The 22,139-nt window shown below is 64.0% G+C and carries 25 protein-coding genes; 15 read left to right on the top strand and 10 right to left on the bottom strand.

The window, feature by feature from the left end; translation table 11 throughout:
- Positions 1–94: 94 nt before the first annotated feature.
- The 6 genes from AAC071_RS15015 to AAC071_RS15040 all read right to left on the bottom strand — a co-directional run bounded on the left by AAC071_RS15015 (position 95) and on the right by AAC071_RS15040 (position 4,639).
- The gene (locus tag AAC071_RS15015) at positions 95–1,243 is read right to left on the bottom strand and encodes a type III PLP-dependent enzyme (protein ID WP_339834061.1); all 1,149 of its coding nucleotides are present in this window, start codon (positions 1,241–1,243) and stop codon (positions 95–97) included.
- The gene (locus AAC071_RS15020) at positions 1,240–2,109 is read right to left on the bottom strand and encodes an NAD(P)-dependent oxidoreductase (protein ID WP_339834063.1); all 870 of its coding nucleotides are present in this window, start codon (positions 2,107–2,109) and stop codon (positions 1,240–1,242) included. The genes AAC071_RS15015 and AAC071_RS15020 overlap by 4 nt, the downstream gene beginning before the upstream one ends.
- A 101-nt stretch (positions 2,110–2,210) precedes the next feature.
- Positions 2,211–3,029, bottom strand: coding sequence for a hypothetical protein (locus AAC071_RS15025; RefSeq protein WP_339834066.1), 819 nt, complete (start codon positions 3,027–3,029; stop codon positions 2,211–2,213).
- A gap of 26 nt (positions 3,030–3,055) precedes the next feature.
- Positions 3,056–3,460 (bottom strand): biopolymer transporter ExbD, encoded by a 405-nt coding sequence (locus AAC071_RS15030; RefSeq protein ID WP_339834069.1) that lies wholly within the window; start codon positions 3,458–3,460, stop codon positions 3,056–3,058.
- The gene (locus AAC071_RS15035; RefSeq protein ID WP_339834072.1) at positions 3,457–3,864 is read right to left on the bottom strand and encodes a biopolymer transporter ExbD; all 408 of its coding nucleotides are present in this window, start codon (positions 3,862–3,864) and stop codon (positions 3,457–3,459) included. Before AAC071_RS15035 ends, AAC071_RS15030 begins: the two co-directional genes overlap by 4 nt.
- Positions 3,865–3,886: 22 nt before the next feature.
- Positions 3,887–4,639 carry a MotA/TolQ/ExbB proton channel family protein gene (locus AAC071_RS15040; RefSeq protein WP_339834075.1) on the bottom strand — a complete coding sequence of 251 codons (753 nt, stop codon included), beginning with the start codon at positions 4,637–4,639 and terminating at the stop codon, positions 3,887–3,889.
- Between the two features lie 260 nt (positions 4,640–4,899).
- Between AAC071_RS15040 and AAC071_RS15045 the strand changes: the two genes are divergently transcribed.
- Complete coding sequence (locus AAC071_RS15045; protein ID WP_339834078.1) at positions 4,900–5,400, top strand: MarR family transcriptional regulator; 501 nt, start codon at positions 4,900–4,902, stop codon at positions 5,398–5,400.
- Positions 5,401–5,412: 12 nt separating this feature from the next.
- Here AAC071_RS15045 and AAC071_RS15050 read toward each other — a convergent pair whose 3' ends face one another.
- Positions 5,413–5,928, bottom strand: a complete 516-nt coding sequence (locus AAC071_RS15050) for a flavin reductase family protein (RefSeq protein WP_339834081.1) — start codon at positions 5,926–5,928, stop codon at positions 5,413–5,415.
- A 257-nt stretch (positions 5,929–6,185) separates the two neighbouring features.
- Between AAC071_RS15050 and motA the strand changes: the two genes are divergently transcribed.
- The 9 genes from motA (at position 6,186) to AAC071_RS15095 (ending at position 15,079) form a co-directional block, all read left to right on the top strand.
- On the top strand, positions 6,186–7,055 hold the full coding sequence (motA, locus tag AAC071_RS15055; protein WP_339834084.1) for a flagellar motor stator protein MotA: 870 nt from the start codon (positions 6,186–6,188) through the stop codon (positions 7,053–7,055).
- Positions 7,056–7,075: 20 nt separating this feature from the next.
- Positions 7,076–7,972, top strand: coding sequence for a flagellar motor protein MotB (locus AAC071_RS15060; protein ID WP_339834087.1), 897 nt, complete (start codon positions 7,076–7,078; stop codon positions 7,970–7,972).
- A gap of 93 nt (positions 7,973–8,065) precedes the next feature.
- Positions 8,066–8,545 (top strand): RDD family protein, encoded by a 480-nt coding sequence (locus AAC071_RS15065; RefSeq protein ID WP_339834090.1) that lies wholly within the window; start codon positions 8,066–8,068, stop codon positions 8,543–8,545.
- A gap of 40 nt (positions 8,546–8,585) precedes the next feature.
- The gene (locus tag AAC071_RS15070) at positions 8,586–10,454 is read left to right on the top strand and encodes an SLC13 family permease (protein ID WP_339834093.1); all 1,869 of its coding nucleotides are present in this window, start codon (positions 8,586–8,588) and stop codon (positions 10,452–10,454) included.
- A gap of 37 nt (positions 10,455–10,491) precedes the next feature.
- Positions 10,492–11,259: an arginyltransferase gene (locus AAC071_RS15075; RefSeq protein WP_339834095.1), complete on the top strand. Its 768-nt coding sequence runs from the start codon at positions 10,492–10,494 to the stop codon at positions 11,257–11,259.
- A gap of 98 nt (positions 11,260–11,357) precedes the next feature.
- Positions 11,358–12,431 (top strand): TRAP transporter substrate-binding protein, encoded by a 1,074-nt coding sequence (locus AAC071_RS15080; protein WP_339834096.1) that lies wholly within the window; start codon positions 11,358–11,360, stop codon positions 12,429–12,431.
- Between the two features lie 17 nt (positions 12,432–12,448).
- On the top strand, positions 12,449–12,988 hold the full coding sequence (locus AAC071_RS15085) for a TRAP transporter small permease subunit (RefSeq protein WP_339834098.1): 540 nt from the start codon (positions 12,449–12,451) through the stop codon (positions 12,986–12,988).
- A 9-nt stretch (positions 12,989–12,997) separates the two neighbouring features.
- Positions 12,998–14,572 (top strand): TRAP transporter large permease subunit, encoded by a 1,575-nt coding sequence (locus AAC071_RS15090; protein ID WP_339834100.1) that lies wholly within the window; start codon positions 12,998–13,000, stop codon positions 14,570–14,572.
- A gap of 6 nt (positions 14,573–14,578) precedes the next feature.
- Positions 14,579–15,079: a hypothetical protein gene (locus AAC071_RS15095; RefSeq protein WP_339834103.1), complete on the top strand. Its 501-nt coding sequence runs from the start codon at positions 14,579–14,581 to the stop codon at positions 15,077–15,079.
- A 66-nt stretch (positions 15,080–15,145) separates the two neighbouring features.
- Here the strand turns inward: AAC071_RS15095 and parC are convergent, their stop codons facing one another.
- From parC to AAC071_RS15110, 3 genes are all read right to left on the bottom strand, one after another.
- Positions 15,146–17,398 carry a DNA topoisomerase IV subunit A gene (parC, locus tag AAC071_RS15100; protein WP_339834106.1) on the bottom strand — a complete coding sequence of 751 codons (2,253 nt, stop codon included), beginning with the start codon at positions 17,396–17,398 and terminating at the stop codon, positions 15,146–15,148.
- A gap of 286 nt (positions 17,399–17,684) precedes the next feature.
- On the bottom strand, positions 17,685–18,413 hold the full coding sequence (gene recO / locus AAC071_RS15105; RefSeq protein WP_339834109.1) for a DNA repair protein RecO: 729 nt from the start codon (positions 18,411–18,413) through the stop codon (positions 17,685–17,687).
- 166 nt (positions 18,414–18,579) lie between these two features.
- The gene (locus AAC071_RS15110) at positions 18,580–18,924 is read right to left on the bottom strand and encodes a TraR/DksA family transcriptional regulator (protein ID WP_339834112.1); all 345 of its coding nucleotides are present in this window, start codon (positions 18,922–18,924) and stop codon (positions 18,580–18,582) included.
- Between the two features lie 366 nt (positions 18,925–19,290).
- On the opposite strand from AAC071_RS15110, the gene AAC071_RS15115 reads away from it, so the two are divergent.
- The 5 genes from AAC071_RS15115 to AAC071_RS15135 all read left to right on the top strand — a co-directional run bounded on the left by AAC071_RS15115 (position 19,291) and on the right by AAC071_RS15135 (position 22,093).
- Positions 19,291–19,464: a hypothetical protein gene (locus AAC071_RS15115; RefSeq protein ID WP_339834114.1), complete on the top strand. Its 174-nt coding sequence runs from the start codon at positions 19,291–19,293 to the stop codon at positions 19,462–19,464.
- Positions 19,465–19,534: 70 nt separating this feature from the next.
- Positions 19,535–19,744 carry a hypothetical protein gene (locus AAC071_RS15120; protein ID WP_339834116.1) on the top strand — a complete coding sequence of 70 codons (210 nt, stop codon included), beginning with the start codon at positions 19,535–19,537 and terminating at the stop codon, positions 19,742–19,744.
- A gap of 19 nt (positions 19,745–19,763) precedes the next feature.
- Positions 19,764–20,486 carry a spermidine synthase gene (locus tag AAC071_RS15125; RefSeq protein WP_339834119.1) on the top strand — a complete coding sequence of 241 codons (723 nt, stop codon included), beginning with the start codon at positions 19,764–19,766 and terminating at the stop codon, positions 20,484–20,486.
- Positions 20,483–21,133, top strand: a complete 651-nt coding sequence (locus AAC071_RS15130) for a class I SAM-dependent methyltransferase (RefSeq protein WP_339834122.1) — start codon at positions 20,483–20,485, stop codon at positions 21,131–21,133. Before AAC071_RS15125 ends, AAC071_RS15130 begins: the two co-directional genes overlap by 4 nt.
- A gap of 195 nt (positions 21,134–21,328) precedes the next feature.
- Positions 21,329–22,093 (top strand): hypothetical protein, encoded by a 765-nt coding sequence (locus AAC071_RS15135; RefSeq protein WP_339834123.1) that lies wholly within the window; start codon positions 21,329–21,331, stop codon positions 22,091–22,093.
- The last annotated feature ends 46 nt before the right edge of the window (positions 22,094–22,139 follow it).

The following is a 22,139-nucleotide window of genomic DNA, read 5'->3' on the forward strand; positions in this document are numbered from 1 at the left end:
CTTCGTTTGTCTCAATATTTGACATGTTATCGTCGTTAACATCAAAGTCAACCCTAATTCGGGAACGATCCGTGAACGGATGATTGAAAAATGGTTAAAATTCGAAATCCTCTCGCATGCCGTCGATACGGACGATCGTATCGGTGACGAAACCATTGAAACCCGTCTGCATCCCGATCGAATAGGCCCCCATCAGACCGAACTCGATCCAGTCGCCCTCACCGATTTCATCCGGAAGATCGAAGGGTTGCTTCAGGACATCGAGACTGTCGCAGGTCGGTCCGAACAACCGGAATGGCCGCATGGTCCCTCCGACCGGACCGGACTTCGAGATCGCCCGGACCGGCGGATCGAGATCGCCGTCGCGGATTTCCGAAAGACAGCCATAGATGCCGTCATTGATATAGAGGCTGTCCCCCTTCCGAAGATGAACCTGTGTCAGCACCGAACATCCGTCGGCCACCAGCGACCGTCCTGGTTCGGCGAAAAGCGGGACATCGAATCCGAGTCTTTCATTCGCTTGACGAATGACGTCGAAATAGACTGCAAGGGGCGGCGTACCCGCCTCGTAGATCGCCGGGAACCCGCCGCCGACATCGAGATATTCAAGCCTGACGCCGGCACGCGAGGCAACCGAAGCCGACATCTCCATCGCAATCCGATAGGCATCCGGATCGAGACATTGGCTGCCGACATGAAAGGCCAGTGCCGTCCGGCAGCCGCGCCGCGCCGCTTCCTTGAGCAGCGCAACCGCATCGTCGGGCGCGGCGCCGAACTTCGATGACAGGTCGTAGACGGCGCTTCCTTTCGGTGTCGCGATCCGGACTTCGATCGTGATGTCGGTGCCTGCGATCTCCGTTACCTTGTCGAGCTCGCTGGCCGCATCGACAACATAGTCCTTGAGACCATAGACATCGGCCGCCGCTTCGAGTGCCCCTCGGCCCTTGACCGGATGATTGAAATAGCAGTTCGCCTCGGGCAACTGCTCGGTCACCTTTGCGATCTCGAAGATGGACGCTGTATCGAAATGCCGTATCCCACCCTCCCACAGGGCCTTCAGCACATAGGGATGCGGATTGCATTTGACCGCATAGAGGACCGTGCCCGGAAACTGCTCGACAAAGGTCCGGGCACGCGCGCGCAATATGTCAGGAAAAACACAGAACACCGGATACGACGGATCGAGCCGGGCGATAACGTCCGCGACGGACGAAAACCGCAATTCGCGTGCGCTGCTGCTCATGTCCGCTCCAGGCGCGCGATCAGACTCGACGTGTCCCAGCGATTGCCGCCCATCGCCTGCACCTCCGAATAGAACTGATCGACTGTCGCCGTCACCGGCAGATGGGCGCCGTTCCGGCGCGCTTCGTCGAGACAGATTGCGAGATCCTTGCGCATCCAATCGACCGCAAACCCGTGATCGAACTTGCCATCGATCATGGTCTTGTAGCGGTTCTCCATCTGCCAGCTCTGCGCCGCCCCTTTGGAAATCACTTCGATGACGGCCGCCGGATCGAGCCCGGCCTTCCCTGCGAAGTGGATACCTTCGGACAAGGCTTCGACGAGCCCCGCAATGCAGATCTGGTTGACCATCTTGGTCAACTGCCCGGCACCTGCCGGTCCCATCAGCCGCGCCATGCGCGCATAGGCGGCGATCACGGGCGAGACTTCGGCAAAGACCGCCTCCTCCCCGCCTGCCATGATGGTCAGCGCGCCATTTTCGGCGCCGGCCTGTCCGCCCGAGACCGGCGCATCGACAAATCCGATGCCCCGCCCGGCGGCAACAGCATGAAGCTCACGCGCGATCGTCGCCGACGCGGTCGTGTGATCGACGAAAGCGCTTCCCCGCACCATCCCCTCGAAAGCACCGTCAGCTCCGCACGTGACCTGCCGCAAATCGTCATCATTGCCGACACAGGCGAAAACGATTTTGGCTCCGCTGGCGGCTTCCTTCGGCGTCGTCGCGCTCGTGCCGCCATGTTCCGTGACCCAGCGTGTCGCTTTCGCGGCCGTCCGGTTGTAGACGGTGACATCGTGTCCGGCCTTCCGGAGATGTCCGGCCATCGGGTATCCCATGACCCCCAGCCCGAGAAATGCGACTTTGCCCATGGAATTGACCCTCTTCGGATTTGCGATAGGGTCTGTCTAGCAGGTTGAAGCCACGTCGCGCAAAGACCGTCGGAAAGTCCCGGCGACGAGGATTGAAGGCACTACCGTATTTCGCCTTCGGCGGCGATACGGCCGCTTCGGCAAAGCTGCGAGGATTTGCCGGTGCACGTGGCAAAGTAGAGTCGGACGATATTGCCCTCAAGCGTCATGTCATAGCAGTCGCTGGTACCGTATTGAATCTCGGGCGAACTGTGGCACCAGCGGTTTCCTTCGATCCACCATCTCCCCTTCCCGCTGCGGCTGCGCGTCCCGGATCCCTGGGAGTGATACATCCGGTGGAAATACTGGGTCAGCGTCAGATCGGTCGTCCCGTCTGCGTTGAGCTTGATCACGGTGTTGAAAAGGCGATTGGTGCCTTGCTGGTCGAGACGACCCATCTCGAGATGAAACGTCTTGCCGACAACCTGGGAGCGGATCTGCCCAGCTGACAGTGAATCTCCCTGGCGATTGAGCACGGTTTCGGACGCATCGCCACCCGCACCAAGTGCCTGTCCGGCATCGACCCCGCCGCCGGCCTGCGCCGCGTCGACGACATCTTCAGCCTCCTCGACTTCTTCTTCGGGCGGCGGCGTCTCCTCGGACCGCCGGGGTGGCGCCTCGGGTTTGGGCTTCGGCACGGCCACCGGCTCGGGCTTCGGGATTTCAGGCTCGGCAACAGGTTCCGGAGGTGCCGCGTATCGGTCGTTGGCGGCGCCGGCCGAAAGCTGGAAGGTCACGGAATCGCCGCCGCCGGGTCCCGGACCACCGAATATGCCGCCAATGGTCAGAAGCATTGCCAGGAAAAGAAGCACGTGCAGGACGATCGACACGATGATGAACGTCCGGAGTTCGAAGCGGCGCCCTTCCATGGCAGCCACCATGCCATTTTGCGCCACCGCCGCCACCGCTACGGGCCCCTCTCTGTCACGATCGTCACTTGCTGAACGCCCACCTTGCGCAGCGTTTCCATCAACAACAGCAGGGCTTCGGCCGGAGCTTCCGCATCGGCTTTGATGGCAACGCGCTCCAGCCCCTTGTCAGCGAGATACGCCTTGAGCGGCTCTTCGGCGATCTTCGCATCAATAGGGCGCTCGCCGATCCAGACGAAGCCATCCGCCTCGACCAGCAGCATGGCCGGCATCTCGCGCTCCGTGTCGTCAAGAGCTCCGACCGGCAACTTTACCGCCACATTGTCCGCAGGCGTCATGGTTCCCGCCAGCAGAAAGAAGATCAGCAGCAGAAACACGACATTGATCAGCGGGATCAGTGTCTCGAACTGGCGGCGCGGCGGGTCCTGGTCGAACTCGATCATGGGGCGATCTTCTCCACCCGCGCCGTGCCGACATCGCGCGCGCCGGCCCGACGTGCCGCCTCGATGGCGGCGACGAAAGCCTGCGTTCGCGAACCGCTTTCGGCAAGGATCGTCACGGTCATGTCCTTGCGTCCGCCGATTCCGGCCTTGACGGCCTCCACAAGCCCCGCCCGCGCCACCGTGGTACCGTCGACCCGCAAGGTCCCGTCGCCCATCAGCCAGATTTCGACGACGCGCGCGTCCGTCGGCAACTCCTCCGCATTCGGTGCAGGTGTCACCACGGACAGCGACTGCGTCTTGAGGAACGACGTCGTCAGCATGAAAAAGATCAGCAGCAGAAACACCACATCGATCAAAGGTGTCAGGCTGGCCATGTTTCGTCGGCGTACCGGTTCGTCGAACATGAGCGTGGGCTCCCCGTTCGCCTTACTTCGCGGCTCTTGCTGCGCTCGGACGCGCATGCAGCGCTGCAATCACTCGGGCCGAAGCATCGCGCATCGACAACCGGACCTGATCGATCTTGCCTTCGAGCAGATTGAGCGCGGTGATGGCAGGCAGCGCGACGATGAGACCAACCGCGGTTGTCAGCAGCGCCACCCAGATGCCGCCGGACAGCAGTGCCGGATCGACCTGTGTGCCAGCTTCCTCAAGCCGCTGAAACGCCTGGATCATGCCGATCACGGTGCCGAGCAGCCCGAGCAGCGGCGAGATATTGCCGATCACCTCCAGCCAGCGCAGATAGCGCTGCAACGCACCGAGTTCCATGGCGCCGACACGGGCAATCTCGGCCGCCACATCCTCGTCGCGCAAATCGCCCCGCACCTTGGCGCGGACGCCAGCGGCCATCGCTCGGGCCAGCGGCGTCCTGTGCTTGCGCAGGATGTCCAAAGCGCCTGCCGCATCGCCGGCCTCGATCCGATCGACCGCCGGATCGACAAAGCTGCGTCGCGAAAGTCCAGCCGACCAGAACTGGAATATCTTGAGCAGGATGACCGCTGCGGAAATAACGGAAAGCACCAGCAGAATAGCGACGATCGGGCCGCCCTTGTCGAGTAGCGATGCCAGTGAATACCAGGCTTCCGCACCGCCGGATTCGGCAATGATTTCGGCAGCGCCTGTCAGCGCTTCTTCACTACCGTCGACCGTTGCCGCATCATTTGCGGGCAAATCCTCAGGCATTATTCAACTCCTCCCGACTGGACAGGCACGCAACCTGCTGCGGCCGTCCCGGTCACCTGCGAATTGGCGTGACCCCCGCGGCGCATTTTAGTAAACTGGATTTACGAAATCACCGCCGAGCCAAGCCGTCAAGCGATCAAGCGCGGCATGGCATCATTTTTTTGGCTCGGTGTAAATTCCGTGGCTTCGCCGCCGCACTGCCTTCAATATGCAGGTATCGGCCGGTGATACGGCATGGATGATCGAGGGGACAGCCAGTCATGTCGCGGGCAAGAATCGATATTGCGCCGGATCGGGAACCATCAGTCGATCCCTCGCTCTCGCCCCAGTACTTTCTCGACGTCATTCAGGATCTCGGGACGCTTCTGGCGGCGATTTACGATCGCCGCACCGGCCTGACGCGCAACCAGACGCGCATGGTCATAGAACTGCTGCGGAGTGACGGCCAGACCCAGACCGAACTGGCCAATGCACTGAGCATTCACAAGGTCTCCGTCGGCATCTATGTCGCCGAACTCGAAGCAATGGGCCTTGTTGAGCGTCGCACCCATCCGACAGACGGTCGTGCCAAGTGTATCTTCCTTACGCCGCTGCTCCACGCCAACAAGCATGTCGGCGAAAATCACTACGCCGCCATTCACGGCACGGCGATCGAAGGCGTCGCACGGAAGGACTATCTGACGATGCTGAACTGCCTGGAGCGCATGCGCGACAACCTGTCGAAGCTGGACGCTCGCGACCGCAAGGACCAGCCCGCGTAGCAAATGTCGCTGTCAGAGCGGCGGCAGCATCTGGTAGCCGCCGCGATGATAGAGCAGCGGCCGACCATCTTCCGCACAGTCGAAAGCCAGTACGCGTCCGATCATGATCACGTGATCGCCGGCATCGTGCCGCGCCTCGATCTCGCACTCGAAATGGGCCAGCGCCTCGAGCAGTGCCGGACATCCGTTTTCGCGTTCGATCACAGCGAGCCCGGCAAGGCTGTGATCGCCCTTGCGCGACAGTCGCGATGAGATTTCCCGATGGTCTTCGCGAAGCACATTGACTGTGAAATGGCTTGCCGCCTCGAAGGCCGCCAGCGTGTCCGACTTCTTGTCGAGGCACCACAGCACCAGCGGCGGGTCGAGCGAGACTGACGAAAAGGAGTTGACGGTGATTCCGATCGCTTCGCCGCCGGGAACGCGGGTCGTCACCACGGCCACACCGGTCGTGAACCAGCCCAGCGCGCTACGAAACCGGCGCGCATCATGGACCCCCGCCGCCGGTTTCGTCGTCCCGCCCTCAGTCATTGCGCGCTTTCTCCTCAGTCCGCCGGCGCATCCTTCGTCACCGAAACGTTACCTGCGGCCGGACCCAAGCCCGGTTTAAGCCATACCGATCGTCGCATGCAACCGTGAGGTCCCGCAAAACGCCCGAATTTCCGCGCAAATCCCTTTGGTTAAACCGGCTGTTAAGGCCCCGGCCGCAAGAATGAGCGCCAAGGCGGGGCTGGCCTGCATCCCGGCAGGTCTGCGGGGCGTTAACGTGCAAGAAAGTGCTTGGGCAAATGCGGCTGATTGTCGGCATCGTGGTGGTTCTGTTGAGTGTCTTCGGTGGCTACGCCGCAATGGGCGGGCACCTCGAAGTGCTCTGGCAGCCTTTTGAAGCCGTCATCATTCTGGGGGCGGCGCTCGGCGCTTACTTCATTGCAAATCCGCCTTCGGTGCTGAAAGCCACCGGCGGTGTTCTTGGTTCGCTGATGAAGGGCCCGCGCTACGACAAGGCGGCCTTTCTCGAACTTCTCGGCCTGCAATACACGCTCTTCAAGCTTGCCAAGAGCAAGGGCAACCTGGCCCTCGAAGCGCATGTCGAAAACCCCGCCGAGTCCTCGATCTTCGCCCAGTTTCCGACCTTCGCCGCCGACAAGCATTCGGTCGAATTCATGTGCGACTACCTGCGCATGATAACGCTCGGCACCGAGAATGCCCATGAGCTCGAATCGCTGATGGACGAGGAACTCGAAACTCATCATCAGGAACGCGAACGCATCGTCTCGGCCATGCAGGCTCTGGCCGACGGCACGCCGGCACTCGGCATCGTCGCCGCGGTGCTCGGCGTCATCAAGACAATGGGCTCGATCGACCAGCCGCCCGAGATACTGGGCGGCCTGATCGGCGGCGCCCTTGTCGGCACCTTCCTCGGCGTCTTCGTCGCCTACGGCTTCTTCGGCCCGATGGCGCAGTCGCTGCGCAACACCTACGAGGCCGAAGCGAAATACTATCTCTCGATGAAGGCCGGCTTGCTCGCTCATATGGCTGGCTACGCTCCCGCGGTCTCGATCGAATTCGCGCGCAAGGCGCTGATGTCGGAAGTACGTCCCACCTTCGTTGAGGTCGAGCAGTCGACCGCGGCGCTGGCCCCCGGCGGCGCCGGCTGACGCCGGCAGGAGTTCCGGCAATGACCGCGAAGAACGAACAGCCCATCATCCTGAAAAAGGTCAAGAAGGTCGTCCATGGCCATCATGGCGGCGCCTGGAAGATCGCCTATGCCGACTTCGTGACCGCGATGATGGCTTTCTTCCTGCTGATGTGGCTGATCAGCATGACGACGCCCGAACAGAAACAGGGCCTCGCCGACTATTTCGCCCCCGCCAATGTCAGCCGCTCGACCAGTGGCGCCGGCGGTATCATGGGCGGCACCGCTTTCGACGAGACCGGTGCCCGTATGCCCGGCACCAAGCCGCAAGTCGTGATGACTGTCTCGACACCGGCCCAGCCCAAGAGCCCGGACACCGCCGAGGAACGCGCCGCCGCCGCCCAGGTCGACCGTCTGCTGAAGGAGAAATCGGCACGCGACGAAAGGAATTTCCGCAGCGCCGCCGAAAGCATCCGCCAGGCCATGCGCGAGAACCCCGACCTCGCCCAGCTCTCGCGCAACGTCATCGTCGACGAGACGCCGGAAGGCCTGCGCATCCAGATCGTCGACCAGGACGGCCGCTCGATGTTCCCCGCCAACATCGCCGAGCCCTATGAACGCACCCGCACCCTGATCGAGGAAGTCGCAAAGATCCTGATCAAGCTACCCAACCGCGTCAGCATTTCCGGACATACCGACGCCAATCCGGTCAGCGCCGCTGCCGGCTACGGCAACTGGGAACTGACCGCCGACCGTGCCAACGCGACGCGCCGCATCGTCGAGAAAGCCGGCCTTTCGAGCGACCGCATCTACCAGGTCGTCGGCAAGGCCGATTCCGACCCGCTCTTCCCCGAAGACCCCTACATGGCCGCCAACCGCCGCCTCTCGATCGTGCTGCTGCGCGAGGCCTCGGTCACCCCGCCCGGCTTCAGCCCCTGACATCTTGGTGGCCGGGCCTTGCCTTGGCCCCGTTCTGGTCTTAAGTCTCACCTCTCGGATCGTCGGCCGGGCCAAGCGGCGCCAAGGGGAAGAATGAGCGAAAACAATCAGATAGCGCGCGTCCCTTTCCCTGCCGCCGAAGAAGCGCGCTGGCCGGCCGGTGCTTTTGACGGCATCATCGCGGCCCGCTGCATGGCCTTTCTGGCCGATCTTCTGGTGATCCTGGTCCTGTTGGCCGCCGCCAATATCCTTTTCGGCATACTCGGCATCCTGACCTTCGGCCTGCTCTGGCCGGGCGCTGCGCTGACGCCGCTGATCGCGCTGGCCTATTTCACGCTGAGCCTGGGCAGCCGTCATTCGGCGACGCCGGGCATGCGCTGGCAGGGCATCGAACTGCGCACCTGGGACGGCCGCCGTCCCGGCTATCTGCAGGGCGCGCTGCAGACCCTGCTCTTCTATGTCACGGTGACCGTCGGCACGGTCCTGGTCCTGCTGGTACCGCTCTTCAATACACGCCGCCGCTGCCTGCATGATTATCTCTGCGGCACCGTCTTCGTTCGTCGTTCCGTCTAGCCGTCGTCACGCAGCATGAACCCGCGAGTCTGATGCGCGCATGGAAACGCTGACCCCCTTTGTCTGGCAGATGTGGGCCGTCTATGCGCTGGTGCTGACGGCGGTCGTGCTGTTCAGCATGGAGCGCCTGACGCTGGAAATCTCGGCGCTGGCGATTCTCACCATCCTGCTGGTTTTCTTCTATCTCTTCCCGGTGATCGGCGCCGACGGCCGCAACCTGCTCGGCACCACAACGCTGCTGGCTGGCTTTGCCAACCCGGCGCTGATCGCGGTGCTGGCCCTGCTTGTGATCGGCCAGGGCATGTTCCAGACCGGCGCGCTCGACGGCGCGACGCGCCTCGTCGCCGATTTCGGCTCGCGCCACCCGGCCCGCACCATCATGCTGACCTTCCTGCTGATCGCGGTCAGCAGCGCCTTCCTCAACAACACGCCGATCGTGGTGATGTTCATCCCGGTGCTGGTGACGCTGGCCCACCGCTTCGGCCAGCGCGCGCCGAAAGTGATGATGACGCTGAGCTTCGTCTCGATCCTCGGCGGCATGACGACGCTGATCGGCTCCTCGACCAATCTGCTGGCGGCCGGCGTCGTGCTGACGACGAAGCTGCCGCCCATCGGCATTTTCGACTTCGTTGTGCCGGGCCTGTTCCTGGCCGCCATCGGCTTTCTCTATGCGACGCTGGCGGTGCCGCGCCTGGTACCCGACCGCGCCGGGCCGGCACTCGATCTTGGTGGCGCCGGTCAGGGCGGCGGCAAGCAGTATATCGCCCAGCTCGAGATCACGGCCACCCATCCGCTGCTCGGCGTCGGCGCGGTCGCCGGCCTGTTCCCGCCGCTGCGCGACATGACGGTGCGCATGATCCAGCGCGGCGAACACCCGATCCTGCCGCCCTTCGAGGACATCGCCCTCGAGGCCGGCGACGTCGTCATCGTCGCCGCCACGCGCCAGACGCTGACCGAAGCGCTGAAATCGGGCTCGAAGATCTTCGAGGGCATGCTCGAGGAGCGCTTTGCCGAAGGCAACGACAATGGCGACGCGCCGGCCCGCCCCGGCGGCGAGCTGACCCTGGCCGAAGCGGTCGTCGCGCCGGGCTCGCGCATGATCGGCCAGACCATCGAACAGATCGCCTTCCGCCACCAGACCGGCTGCATCGTGCTGGGCGTGCAGCGCCGCAGCCGCATGATCCGCACCGTTCTCAACGACATCCGTCTCGAGGCGGGCGACGTGCTGCTGGTGCTGGGAAAGAGCGCCCGCATCCAGGACCTGCGCCACAACCGCGACGTGCTGCTGCTCGAATGGTCGGCGACCGAACTGCCCGACCCGAAGCTCGGCTACCGCGCCCTGGCGATCTTCGGCGTCATGGTCGCCACCGTGCTGGCCGGCCTGCTGCCGATCGAGATCGCGGCGGTGGCCGGCGCCGGCGCCATCATCGCCTCGGGCGTCCTCAATGTCCGCCAGGCCGCCCGCGCCATCGACCGCCGTATCTTCCTGATGGTTGGCGCCATGCTCGGCGTCGCCGCCGCGCTCGACGCCACCGGCGGCGCCCAGGCCATTGCCGAGGCCTCGGTCGTGCTCTTTTCGGGCTACGGCGTGCCGGTGATTCTCTCGGCCTTCTTCCTCGCCACCGCCATCACCACCAATGTGCTGACCAACAACGCGACCGCCGTGCTCTTCACGCCGATCGCCATCAGCACCGCCAACCAGCTCGGCGTCGATCCGATGGTCTTCGTCTATGCGGTGATCTTCGCCGCCAACTGCTCCTTCGCGACGCCGATGGGCTACCAGACCAACCTGCTGGTCATGGGCCCCGGCCACTACGAATTCCGCGATTTCGTCCGTGCCGGCGCCCCCCTCGTCATCCTGCTCTGGTTGGCCTATTCTTTCTTTGCGCCCTGGTATTACGGCTTGTGACCGCCCGGGCGCCGGTGCAACAGGCGCGGACAGGCCCGTGACAGATCAATCCCGCATCCGCTTTCCGCAGTTCTACATCACGACGCCGCAGCCGTGTCCCTATCTGGCCGGCCGCTACGAGAAGAAGGTCTTCACCCATCTCCTCGGCGACGATCCGGTCGCGCTCAACAACATGCTGACCCAGGCCGGCTTCCGCCGCAGCCAGAACATCGCCTACCGCCCGGCCTGCGACAATTGCACGGCCTGCGTCTCGGTCCGTGTCATCGTCGACCGCTTCGCGCCCGGCCGCACCTTCCGCCGCCTGATCGCCCGCAATGCCGATCTCGCGGTGCGCCTCGGCGCGCCGCGCGCCACCGACGAGCAATTCGCCCTGCTGCGCCGCTATCTCGACAGCCGCCACGCCGATGGCGGCATGGCCGACATGGCGCCGGCCGACTATCTGGCGATGGTCGAGGACACCACCGTCGCTACCCGCGTCGTCGAGTATCGCCGCCCGCCCGACGGCGATGCGGACGGTCCGGGCCCGCTGATCGCCGCCGCCCTGACCGACACGCTCGATGACGGTCTGTCGATGGTCTACAGCTTCTACGCGCCCGGCGAGACCGCGCGCAGCCTCGGCACCTGGATGGTCCTCGACCACATCGAGCGCGCCCGCATGCTGGGCCTGCCCTACGTCTATCTGGGCTACTGGGTCGAGGGCAGCCGCAAGATGGCCTACAAGACCCGCTTCCGGCCGCTTGAGGCGCTGGGCCTGCAGGGCTGGGCCGAAATGGCGCCGCCGCAAAGCCTCAACTCCCGCGCCTAACTCCTTGTTCCGGAAGCCGTTGCGCCCTGCGCCTGCCCGCCTATACTGGCCCCGCTTCGGCGCTGCGGCGCCAGGGGGAAGTCATTCGGGAGTCATCGATGAAGCGCCGTTCGTTTCTGGCGGGAGCCGGCACAGCCGCCCTCGCCGCCGCGTCCATGCCCGCACCGGCCATTGCGTCCGGCGCACGTCAGCTGAAAATGGTCACCACCTGGCCGAAGAACTATCCGGGCCTGGGCACCTCGGCCGAACGTCTGGCGACGCGCATTTCCGAGATGACCGAGGGCCAGCTCGACATCAAGGTCTTCGCCGCCAACGAGCTGGTGCCGGCGCTTGAATCCTTCGACGCCGTTTCCAGCGGCGCCGCTGACATCTATCACGGCGCCGAGTATTACTGGCAGGGCAAGTCGACGGCCTACAACTTCTTCACCGCCGTGCCCTATGGCATGACCGCGGCCGAGATCAACGGCTGGATCTATCATGGCGGCGGGCAGGAACTCTGGGACAATCTCGCCAGCGGCTTCAACATCAAGCCCTTCATGGCCGCCAACACCGGCGTGCAGCTTTCGGGCTGGTACCGCAACGAGATCAATTCGCTCGATGACCTGAAGGGCCTGAAGATCCGCATGCCGGGTCTCGGCGGCGAGGTGATGCGCCGTCTTGGCGCCGCCGCCGTCACGCTCGCCGGTCCCGACATCTTCCCGGCCCTGCAGAACGGCACCATCGACGCCGCCGAATGGGTCGCGCCCTGGAACGACATGGCCTTCGGCTTCTACCGCATCGCCAAATTCTACTACTGGCCGGGCTTCCACGAGCCGGGCTCCAGCCTGGCCGCCGGCTTCAATCTGGCGGTCTGGGAAAGCCTGACGAAACAGCAGCAGGCCGTCGTGCGCGCCGCCTGCGCCGCCGAGAACGACTACACGCTGGCCGAATACACCCATCACAACGGCCGCGCGCTGAAGACCCTGGTCGAACAGCATGGCGTCCAGATGCGGAAATTCCCGGCCGACGTGCTGGCCGGCTTCAAGCAGGCCTCGCGCGAGGTGCTGGAGGACGCGGCCAAAGCCGATGCCGTCACCGCCGAGATCTATGCCAGCTTCCGCGAGGCGCTCGAGATCTCCGAGGAATGGACGCGCATCGGCGACGAAGGATTTATGGAGGCGCGCCGCAACTGAAGCGGCGCATCGGAACCATGACCGCACTTGCCCGCCTTGCCAGCCTGATCGACGCCGCCAACGAACGCGTCGGCCGCGCCGTGGCATGGCTGACGCTGCTGATGGTGCTGACGCAATTCGTCGTCGTGCTGATGCGCTATGTCTTCGGCATCGGTTCGGTCTGGGCGCAGGAATCGATCGTCTACATGCACGGCACGCTCTTCATGCTGGCGGCCGGCTACACGCTGCTGCACAACGGCCATGTCCGTGTCGATGTCTTCTATCGATCGGCCTCGCCGGAATACAAGGCGCGGGTCGATCTCGCCGGCACGCTCTTTCTGCTCTGGCCGGTCTGCTTCCTGATCTTCTATGTCGCCTTCCCCTATGTCGAAAGTTCCTGGAGCGTGCGCGAAGGCAGCCGCGAAACCAGCGGCATCCAGGGCGTCTATCTGCTGAAAAGCGTCATCCTGGTCTTCGTCGTCCTGCTGGCGCTGCAGGGCCTGTCGACCGTCATTCATGCGTTGCGCGTTCTCGCCGGGCTCGAAAAGCCGGTCGAGGAAGCCTCGCCCCTGCTCTAGGCGCCGCCGATGGAGCTTCGCGACTCGCTCGACATCCTGATGTTCGTCACGCTCTGCGCGGCGCTGCTGACCGGCTTTCCGGTCGCCTTCACGCTGGCCGGCATCGCGCTCGGCTTCGGCCTGATCGGCATGGCCTTCGGCGTCTTCGACTTCGGCTTCATGGCCGCCCTGCCGCAGCGCATCTACGGCAACATGACCAACGACGTGCTGATCGCCGTGCCGCTCTTCGTCTTCATGGGCACCATGCTCGAGCGCTCGCGTGTCGCCGAGGAACTGCTGGAAAACATGGGCCGCCTTTTCGGCCGTCTGCGCGGCGGTCTCGGCATTTCGGTCTCGGTGGTCGGCGCGCTGCTGGCGGCTTCGACCGGCATCGTCGGCGCCACCGTCGTCACCATGGGCCTGCTGGCGCTGCCCACCATGCTGCGCCGCGGCTACGACCCGGCGCTGGCCTCGGGCTCGATCGCGGCGGCCGGCACGCTCGGCCAGATCATTCCGCCCTCCATCGTGCTGGTGCTGCTGGGCGACCAGCTCGCCAACGCCTATCAGCGCGCCCAGCTCGACCAGGGCATCTTCGCGCCGGAAACGCTTTCGGTCGGCGATCTCTTTGCCGGTGCGCTGATCCCGGGCCTGATGCTGGTCGGCTTCTATATCCTCTACCAGGTGGTCCGCGCCGCCCTCGATCCCGAATCCTCGCCCGCCATGCCGGTCGACGACAGCATGACGACGGCCGAACTCTACCGCCGCACGCTGCGCGCCCTCGTCCCCCCGGTCGCGCTGATCGTCGCGGTCATGGGCTCGATCCTGGGCGGCATCGCCACCCCGACCGAAGCGGCCGCCGTCGGCGCCATCGGCTCGATCCTGCTGGCCGGCGACCGCCTGCAGGGCATGCGTCTGCCGGCGCGCCTTGCCGCCCTCTCGCTGATGGCGCTGCTGGTCCTGACCTGGGCGATGGACCTGCGCACGGCGCGCAGCGAAATCTCGGCCGTCGATCAGGCCGGCATCTGGCTGGCCTATGCGCTTTGTGCGGCCATCGCGCTGGGCCTCCTGGCCTGCATCATCCGCCTGATGAGCGGCCAGGTCCTGTCCGGCGTCATGCAGACGACCGCGCGCATCACCTCCATGGTCTTCGTGATCCTGATCGGCGCGGCGCTCTTCAGCCTGGTCTTCCGCGGCCTTGGCGGCGACGACACGGTGCGCGAATTCCTGGCCGCCATGCCGGGCGGGCCGATGGGCGCGGTGCTGATCGTGATGGTCGTGATGTTCCTGCTGGGCTTCTTCCTCGATTTCATCGAGATCGTCTTCGTGGTCGTGCCCATCGTCGCGCCGATCCTGCTGATGATGGGCGTCGACCCCATCTGGCTCGGCATCATGATGGCGATCAACCTGCAGACCTCCTTTCTGACCCCACCCTTCGGCTTCGCGCTCTTCTATCTGCGCGGCGTCGCGCCCGATATCGTCACCACCATGCAGATCTATCGCGGCGCGGTTCCCTTCGTGCTGATCCAGCTTTTCGCGCTGGGCGTCATCGCCATGTTCCCCGCGCTGGCGACATGGCTCCCGAAACTTCTCTTCAGCGGAATGTGATTGTCTATGTCCAAAGTCCCCCCGCCCCGGCAGCCCGATGTCGCCGACACGGCCGGTCGCAACATGATGCGCATCGGCCTGGTCGCCATGGCGGTGGTCGGCGTCGTCACCTTCTTCATCGCCACCGGCCGCGTCCAGCTCGAGGAACCGCTGGTCGTCACCGCAACCCCGGTCCAGGTCGAACCCTGGCGCGCGGATGCGCCGCTTAAACTCGATGTCGAAGTGAAGATCGCCAACAACAGCGATGAAGGCCTGCCCCTCAACGTCGACTCGCAATGCGAGATTTTCCGCTGGATCGTGCTCGACGCCGAAAACGAATTCGTGCAGTCGCAATCCGGCAACGAGCCCTGCGTCGACCTGCCGGTCTCGGGCTTTCTCGACCCGAAGCATTCGCTGACCGGCGCCTATGCGCTGGAACTCGACCCGGCGCGCGTCCGCCCCGGCGACTACCGCCTCTTTGCCCGCTACTGGGGCTACGAAATCCGCCAGCCCTTCACGATCGAATAGACCGCAGATCCGCATCCGTCATGGCGCCGCCTCCGGCACGCGATGGCGGAACGCGGGACGTTCCCCTCACGCCGCCCCGAAACCGCCGCCGAAGCGGTGCCCCACGGGAAAGCCCTTGGGCGGCAATCGCCCGGCCTGGGCGCGGGAACCGAGCCAGTCCTTCAGCCCCTCGAAGGTCCGCGCCCGGTCGGAACGGTCATGCGCGACCAGCCCCTGCTTGAGGGTGAAGGTCTTGACGTCGCCGAGCCCGCCATCGGCATAGCGCTGCAGCCGCACGCCCTTGCCGCGCGTCATCTCCGGCAGTTCGCCGAGCGGGAACAGCAGCAGCTTGCGGTTCTCGCCGATCACGGCCACATGGTCGCCCTGCACCACCGCACAGGCCACCGCCTCGTCGCTGCCGCCGACATTCAGCACCTGCTTGCCGGCGCGCCGCATCGCCACCACCTCGTCCTCCGGCACCACGAAGCCGTTGCCCTGATGCGAGGCGACGATCAGCTTGCGCCCCGGCTGGTGCACGAACAAGGCCACCACCTCGCGGCTCTCGTCGAGATCGATCATCAGCCGCACCGGTTCGCCGTGCCCGCGCCCGCCCGGCAACTTGGTCGCCTCCAGCGTGTAGAAGCGCCCGTCGGTCGCAAACAGCAGGATCTTGTCGGTCGTCTCCGCATGCAGCGTGAAGCGCGGCCCGTCGCCTTCCTTGTACTTGATCTCGGTATCGGGTCCGAGATGCCCCTTCATCGAGCGGATCCAGCCCTTCTTCGAGCAGACCACCGTGATCGGTTCCTTCTCGATCATCGCCTCGACCGGCACGAAATCGACCTGGGGCGCATCGGCGAATGTCGTCCGGCGCTTGCCCAGATCGGTCTTCGGACCGAAGGTCGTCCGCACCTCCCGGATCTCCTCGGCCACCCGTTCCCATTGTTTGGCATCCGACCGGACCAGCGCCTTCAGCGCCTTCTGCTCGTCCGAGAGCTTCTTGTGCTCGCCGCGGATCTCCATTTCCTCGAGCTTGCGCAAGGACCGCAGCCGCATGTTGAGAATGGCTTCGGCCTGGTTGTCGCTGAGCTTGAAGCGTTTCATCAGCTTCGGCTTCGGCTCGTCCTCCTCGCGGATGATGCGGATCACCTCGTCGAGATTGAGATAGGCGACCAGATAGCCTTCCAGCACTTCCAGCCGCCGCGCGATCTTGTCGAGGCGGAAATTCGAGCGCCGGACCAGCACTTCCTTCCGATGTTCGAGCCAGGCCCGGAGCGCCTCGCGCAAATTCATCACGCCCGGCACCTGGCCGGCCGACAGCACGTTGAGGTTGAGCGGAAAACGGTTTTCGAGTTCGGTCGTGCGGAACAGCGACTCCATCAGATGCGTTTCGTCGACCATGCGCGATTTCGGCACCAGCACGAGGCGGATTTCCTCGGCGCTTTCGTCGCGCACATCTTCGAGCAGCGGCAGCTTGCGCGCCTGCAGGAGTTCGGCCAGCTTCTCGACCAGCTTCGACTTCTGCACCTGATAGGGAATTTCGGTGACGACGATCTGATAGCCGCCGCGCGGCAGTTCCTCCTTCTCCCACCGCGCCCGCACGCGAAACCCGCCGCGCCCGGTTTCATAGGCTTCCTGGATGGCCGCGCGCGTCTCGACAATGATGCCGCCGGTCGGAAAGTCCGGGCCTTTGACGAACTCGGTGAGCTTGGCCGTCCGCGCATTGGGATACTTGATCAGATGCAGCGCCGCGTCGCAGAGCTCGGCCGCGTTATGCGGCGGAATGCTGGTCGCCATGCCGACCGCGATCCCCGACGCGCCATTGGCGAGCAGTTGCGGAAAGGCCCCCGGCAGCACGATCGGCTCCTTGTCCTCGCCGTCATAGGTTTCGCGGAAATCGACCGTGTCCTCGTCGAGCCCGGCCAGCAGCAGCCCGGCCACCGCCGTCAGCCGCGCCTCGGTGTAGCGCATGGCGGCCGCATTATCGCCGTCGACATTGCCGAAATTGCCCTGCCCGTCGACCAGCGGATAGCGCACCGAAAAATCCTGCGCCAGCCGCACCAGCGCGTCATAGACCGACTGGTCGCCATGCGGGTGATAGCGGCCGATGACATCGCCCACCACCCGCGCCGACTTCTTGAAGCCCGAGCCCGGATCGAGCTTCAGCTGCTGCATCGCGAACAGCACCCGGCGATGCACCGGCTTCAGCCCGTCGCGCACATCCGGCAACGCCCGATGCATGATCGTCGACAGCGCGTAAGCGAGATACCGCTCCTCCAGCGCCTCGCGCAGATTGACTTCATGCTCGGGCTCGATCGGCGGCGGCGTAACGGCTTTGGTCATGGTCTCGTTTCTCGATTACAAGTTCGTCATTGCGAGCGAAGCGACAGCGAATACGCTCTTCCCTCGCCAAACCCAAAGGTGTCATCCCGGGGCTTGTCCCCGGGACCCACTCGCATCGCCACTTGCCGCAGCCGCCAATGGGTCCCGGCAACAAGTGCCGGGATGACACTGATTTTTAGGCAGATGGGAGAGCGAAAAAGCTCCCTCTGCGTTCTCTGCGGCTCTGCGTGCCAATACCGTCGGCACCGTCACGCGCGCCGCCCCCATCATACCAGCGATTCGCATCTCACTCCGCCCGGGCGGCGATCTTGGCCATCAGCCTTATCCGCGCATCCGGCAGATGCCGCCCCTGCGGCGCATAGAGATGCCGTTCGAGGAAATGCCCGGTCATCCGCAACCCTTCGGCCACCTCGGCCGCGCTGGCCTCGCCGGCCTGTGAGGCCAGCAGGAACCCCGGCAGCCGGAACAGCCGCTCCTTGTAGGCTTCGCCGGCCGCCCGGCTGACCGCGCCGCCGCTTTTCGGCGAGACATAGATCAGATCGTCCCGCGCCCCCGTTGCCGCGCATTGCGTCAGATCGAGCCCGAAACCCAGCTCCGTGAGAAGCCCCAGCTCGAAGCGCACGAACACCGCCGGCCAGACATCGGCCTGTTGCATCGTCCCGAGCAGCACGTCATAGGCGTCGTAAAGCGCCGGATGCGCCTGTCGCTCCGGCACCGCCTCGGCCACCGCGCTGGCGGCGCTCAAGGCCAGCAGCGCCAGCGCATCGTCCATCAGCAACCCGGCCAGCGGCTTGACGAGTTCCACCTGGTAGGTGCCGAGATGCTCCGGCAGCCGCGCCCGCCAATGCGCGGCAAGCTTGTTGCCCGGTTGCAGCACGCTCTTCATCCGCCGCCCGGCGCCGCCCCGCACCAGCCCGAGATGCCTCCCCTGCGCGCGCGTCAGCAATTCGACGATGGCGCCATTCTCGCCATGCGCCCGCGCCGACAGCACAAACCCCTCGTCCCGCCATTCCATGAAGGTTGCTTTTCCGCCTCGATTCCCTGCCTCTTCTCACCTTACATCGTCATTGCGAGCCGAAGGCGAAGCAATCCAGAAGTCCCAGGCGTCGAATCTGCGGCTTCTGGATTGCTTCGTCACTTGCGCGCCTCGCAATGACGCTGAAGAGCAGAACCGGCAGGCCTCACCGCCCCTTCGAACAGCCGACGCACAAATGCGCCGCCGGATCGGCCTCGAGCCGCTTCTCGGCAATCGCCTCGCCGCAGGTCGCGCAATAGCCATATTCGCCGGCCGCCATTCGCCGGAATGCCGCCTCGATCTGCGCCAGCCTCTGATGCCGCCGCTTTTCGGTCGCCTGCGCCATCGCCTGTGCCTGCAAGGCGTCCATGCGCGACAGCCGCCCGACGCTCTGCTGGTCGAGCGCCACCGGCGCCCGGCCTTCCGCCGTCATCTCGGATTGCGCACGCAGATCCGCAAGCTCCGCTTCGAGCAGCGGCCTGAAACGCGCGGCAAGTTCCTTCTCGTTCATCCGGCCTTCTCTTTCGCCGCCTCGGCGGCACGGAAACCTGTCGTTCCCGCATGATTGCCTGCCTCAACCTGCCACAAATTTCGTGCTACACAAGAGCATCGAACTGGGCTAGGTTCCGCCTCTCGCGAGGCCCGGCCGCCACAGGCAATGCCCCGCCTGTCCCCACATTTCCGGGGGCGATTTCGAAGCTGAAAGTTCGGCGATCTGTGTGACTGGAGCGATGGCTGTGCGCCATCCGCCACGATCTCGACAGCCGGGCTGCGCCGCAACGAGCGGCGCCGTTGGCCTTCGGATCGTCCATGCGCACATGCGGCTCCCGCCGCGTGACCGCCCTTCCTTTGCCTTCGATCCGAAAATGGAGAGCAGATGGATACGCACGGAAAGAATTTCGCCGCGAGCGACAATGAAACGCCGGAGACTCCTGTTGTCGAGACGCGCAACCGCCACGCATCGCTGATCGGGGATTCGATCGTCAACGAACAGGGCTGCGGCCCCGAGCCGATCGGCCTGCGTCCCCCCATGCCGGAAGACAGGGCGTAAGCATAGCGCCGGATCGTCCGCCACCTGAAAAATTCCGAATGTCACCCCGTTGAAGGAGTATGAGACCAAGATGAGGCGCAAGAAACTGATCCTGAAAGACCGGCTCGGCCGGGAAAAACTGGACGAAATCTCCGAATTCCTGGCCCGTGAATTCCCGCAGCAGCACACCATCGTGCGTTTCGACGGTCGCGTATCGATCCTCGTCGGCGACGACAGCGGCATGATGGCCATTCGGGACCGCTACACCGATGTCATCGAGGAAGTGCGGGACATATACTGAGCGGGAAAGGGAATTTCGGATGAGCGAACTGTTCGCGGAACTCGACTACAGACCCACGCCCCTCGGCGCACTCGTCCTGCGCCGGCGGCGCGAGCTGTCGCTCGACGTCGACGTCTACGAGATCAAGCTCGGCGACGAATATCTGATGTCGAGCCTCTTCACGGCATCCGAGGAGGCGCTGGCCCGCCTGGCGCTGGCTGAATGCGAAGGCAGCGAACTCGACGTCGTGGTGGGCGGTCTTGGCCTCGGCTACACCGCCCGCGCCGTCCTCGAAAACCGGAATGTCGGCTCCCTGACGGTCGTCGAATATCTCGACGCCGTCATCGACTGGCACGAGCAGGGCCTCTTGCCGCTCGGCCCCACGCTGACCTGCGATCCGCGCTGCCGCTTCCTGCTGGGCGATTTCTTCGCGCTGGTTGCCGGCGGCAGCGGCTTCGACGCCGAGAGCCGCGAGCGCCGCTACGACGCGATATTGCTCGACATCGATCACACGCCCGATTTCTGGCTGGCGCCCGGCAACGCGGCCTTCTACGAGCCGGAAGGATTGCGCAAACTCGCGGGCCTGCTGCGCCCCGGCGGCGTCTTCGGCCTCTGGTCCAACGACCGCCCGGACGCCGCCTTTGTCGAAAGGCTGGCATCGGTCTTTGCCGAGGCCCGCGCCGAACCGGTCACCTTCAGGAACCCGCTCCAGCAGGATCGCGAATTCACCCAGAGCGTCTATCTGGCGCGCACCGCAAAATGACGGCGCCGCCCGAAACCTGCCCCGTCTGCCGCGCGCCCGCGCCGCAACCCTTCATGGATGTCGGCCCGCAGCACTATCTGATGTGCGCCCATTGCGACGCCCGCTTCCTCGACCCGGCGCAACTCCCGCCGCCGCAAGTCGAACGCGCGCACTACCTGACGCATGAAAACGATCCCGCCGATCCGCGCTACCGCAACTTCCTCTCGAAGCTCGCCACGCCGCTGCTCGCCCGCCTCGCGCCCACATCCTCCGGCCTCGACTACGGCTGCGGCCCTGGCCCCGCACTGGCCGCGATGCTCCGCGAAGCCGGCCACGAAACGGCGCTCTACGATCCCTTCTTCCACGCCGACGAAAGCGCTCTCGCCCGCAGCTACGATTTCATCGCCTGCACCGAAACCGCCGAACACTTCCACCGCCCGGTCGACGAGTTCGACCGCCTCGACGCGCTGCTGCGCCCCGGCGGCTGGCTCGGCGTGATGACCGCCTTCCGCCCCGAAGACGACGCCTTCGCCACTTGGCATTACCGCAAGGACCCGACCCACGTCGTCTTCTACAACGAAAAGACGCTCCGCACCGTCGCCCACGCCCACAACTGGACCTGCGAATTCCCGGCGCCCGACGTGGCGCTGATGCGCAAGGCCTTGTGAGGCGAGATACATTCGTCAAATGCCGACAAATACGCCTAGGAAAAGCAGTTATCACCGGATGAAGCAGATTCAAACAAAGTCATTTCGCTCCGCCTATCCAAACCGTAGGATTACTCAAAGAGTCGCAAAATAAGAAATTACCACAGCTGACCTGTTGCGTTGTGATCGAATCCTCAAGCATTGGAACCACGTGGCATGGCCGATCAAAAACTCAAATTCCGAGACGAGCTTGAGAACTTCGCTGAGCGCTCCTTTGGGACGAGCATGGCGAAGCTCAACGACAAACAACGGTCAGACGCGCTGGTTCTCTGCTACCTAATGACCATTCGGAACGCACTTCTCCCGGGTTCAATTCCCGATGAACTCGACGAACTTCAAAGTTACATATGCGACGGAAAATCAGACCGCATGGTCGATTTTCTATATCGAGACGACAATAATCACGTCACAATTATACAGGCGAAGCACCGCGCTCCATCTCGAGGTGAAACCGAGGCCGAATTTGAGGCATTTAAATCTTGCCTCAAACTATTGTGCCCCGACACACGTCCAAAAACCCAAATTAATCAAAAGCTACTTGATGTGATGTCCGACATTGATTGGGACACCGATTCCTTCACCCTTATATATTTGTCGCTTGCTCGACATTCCGAGCCGATCGCAAACAGCGCAGAAGCAGACCTTGCCGACATTCCAAATTCTTCACTCAAGGACATAAGTAGCAGATCGGAGCTCCTGTATCTCAGCGAAGACGAACTAAACAAGGAATGGCGCGATGTTATAGGACAGCGGGCCGGTTCGTCTCCGACGGTAGAAATACGATTGTCGCAACCGGGAAAAAACGAAGAAAGCGAACATCCGTATCTGTTGTTTGAAAATCCGAACGGAATTAGATCATACGTCGGCCTTCTGTCCGCACAACAAATACATCAGCTGTATAATCGCTACCGCGTGACCTGAGCCCCAAGTTTCATCCAGTTGGAAGTAGAGTCTGTTGAACATTTGA

This window comes from uncultured Parvibaculum sp., assembly GCF_963975745.1.
Taxonomy (GTDB): Bacteria; Pseudomonadota; Alphaproteobacteria; order Parvibaculales; family Parvibaculaceae; genus Parvibaculum.

Excerpts from the sequence above, each read along its gene's own strand:
- AAC071_RS15015 (WP_339834061.1), bottom strand. The coding sequence starts at position 1,243 with ATGAGCAGCAGCGCACGCGAATTGCGGTTTTCGTCCGTCGCGGACGTT.
- AAC071_RS15020 (WP_339834063.1), bottom strand. The coding sequence starts at position 2,109 with ATGGGCAAAGTCGCATTTCTCGGGCTGGGGGTCATGGGATACCCGATG.
- AAC071_RS15025 (WP_339834066.1), bottom strand. The coding sequence starts at position 3,029 with ATGGTGGCTGCCATGGAAGGGCGCCGCTTCGAACTCCGGACGTTCATC.
- AAC071_RS15030 (WP_339834069.1), bottom strand. The coding sequence starts at position 3,460 with ATGATCGAGTTCGACCAGGACCCGCCGCGCCGCCAGTTCGAGACACTG.
- AAC071_RS15035 (WP_339834072.1), bottom strand. The coding sequence starts at position 3,864 with ATGTTCGACGAACCGGTACGCCGACGAAACATGGCCAGCCTGACACCT.
- AAC071_RS15040 (WP_339834075.1), bottom strand. The coding sequence starts at position 4,639 with ATGCCTGAGGATTTGCCCGCAAATGATGCGGCAACGGTCGACGGTAGT.
- AAC071_RS15045 (WP_339834078.1), top strand. The coding sequence starts at position 4,900 with ATGTCGCGGGCAAGAATCGATATTGCGCCGGATCGGGAACCATCAGTC.
- AAC071_RS15050 (WP_339834081.1), bottom strand. The coding sequence starts at position 5,928 with ATGACTGAGGGCGGGACGACGAAACCGGCGGCGGGGGTCCATGATGCG.
- motA (WP_339834084.1), top strand. The coding sequence starts at position 6,186 with ATGCGGCTGATTGTCGGCATCGTGGTGGTTCTGTTGAGTGTCTTCGGT.
- AAC071_RS15060 (WP_339834087.1), top strand. The coding sequence starts at position 7,076 with ATGACCGCGAAGAACGAACAGCCCATCATCCTGAAAAAGGTCAAGAAG.
- AAC071_RS15065 (WP_339834090.1), top strand. The coding sequence starts at position 8,066 with ATGAGCGAAAACAATCAGATAGCGCGCGTCCCTTTCCCTGCCGCCGAA.
- AAC071_RS15070 (WP_339834093.1), top strand. The coding sequence starts at position 8,586 with ATGGAAACGCTGACCCCCTTTGTCTGGCAGATGTGGGCCGTCTATGCG.
- AAC071_RS15080 (WP_339834096.1), top strand. The coding sequence starts at position 11,358 with ATGAAGCGCCGTTCGTTTCTGGCGGGAGCCGGCACAGCCGCCCTCGCC.
- AAC071_RS15085 (WP_339834098.1), top strand. The coding sequence starts at position 12,449 with ATGACCGCACTTGCCCGCCTTGCCAGCCTGATCGACGCCGCCAACGAA.
- AAC071_RS15090 (WP_339834100.1), top strand. The coding sequence starts at position 12,998 with ATGGAGCTTCGCGACTCGCTCGACATCCTGATGTTCGTCACGCTCTGC.
- AAC071_RS15095 (WP_339834103.1), top strand. The coding sequence starts at position 14,579 with ATGTCCAAAGTCCCCCCGCCCCGGCAGCCCGATGTCGCCGACACGGCC.
- parC (WP_339834106.1), bottom strand. The coding sequence starts at position 17,398 with ATGACCAAAGCCGTTACGCCGCCGCCGATCGAGCCCGAGCATGAAGTC.
- recO (WP_339834109.1), bottom strand. The coding sequence starts at position 18,413 with ATGGAATGGCGGGACGAGGGGTTTGTGCTGTCGGCGCGGGCGCATGGC.
- AAC071_RS15110 (WP_339834112.1), bottom strand. The coding sequence starts at position 18,924 with ATGAACGAGAAGGAACTTGCCGCGCGTTTCAGGCCGCTGCTCGAAGCG.
- AAC071_RS15115 (WP_339834114.1), top strand. The coding sequence starts at position 19,291 with ATGGATACGCACGGAAAGAATTTCGCCGCGAGCGACAATGAAACGCCG.
- AAC071_RS15120 (WP_339834116.1), top strand. The coding sequence starts at position 19,535 with ATGAGGCGCAAGAAACTGATCCTGAAAGACCGGCTCGGCCGGGAAAAA.
- AAC071_RS15125 (WP_339834119.1), top strand. The coding sequence starts at position 19,764 with ATGAGCGAACTGTTCGCGGAACTCGACTACAGACCCACGCCCCTCGGC.
- AAC071_RS15130 (WP_339834122.1), top strand. The coding sequence starts at position 20,483 with ATGACGGCGCCGCCCGAAACCTGCCCCGTCTGCCGCGCGCCCGCGCCG.
- AAC071_RS15135 (WP_339834123.1), top strand. The coding sequence starts at position 21,329 with ATGGCCGATCAAAAACTCAAATTCCGAGACGAGCTTGAGAACTTCGCT.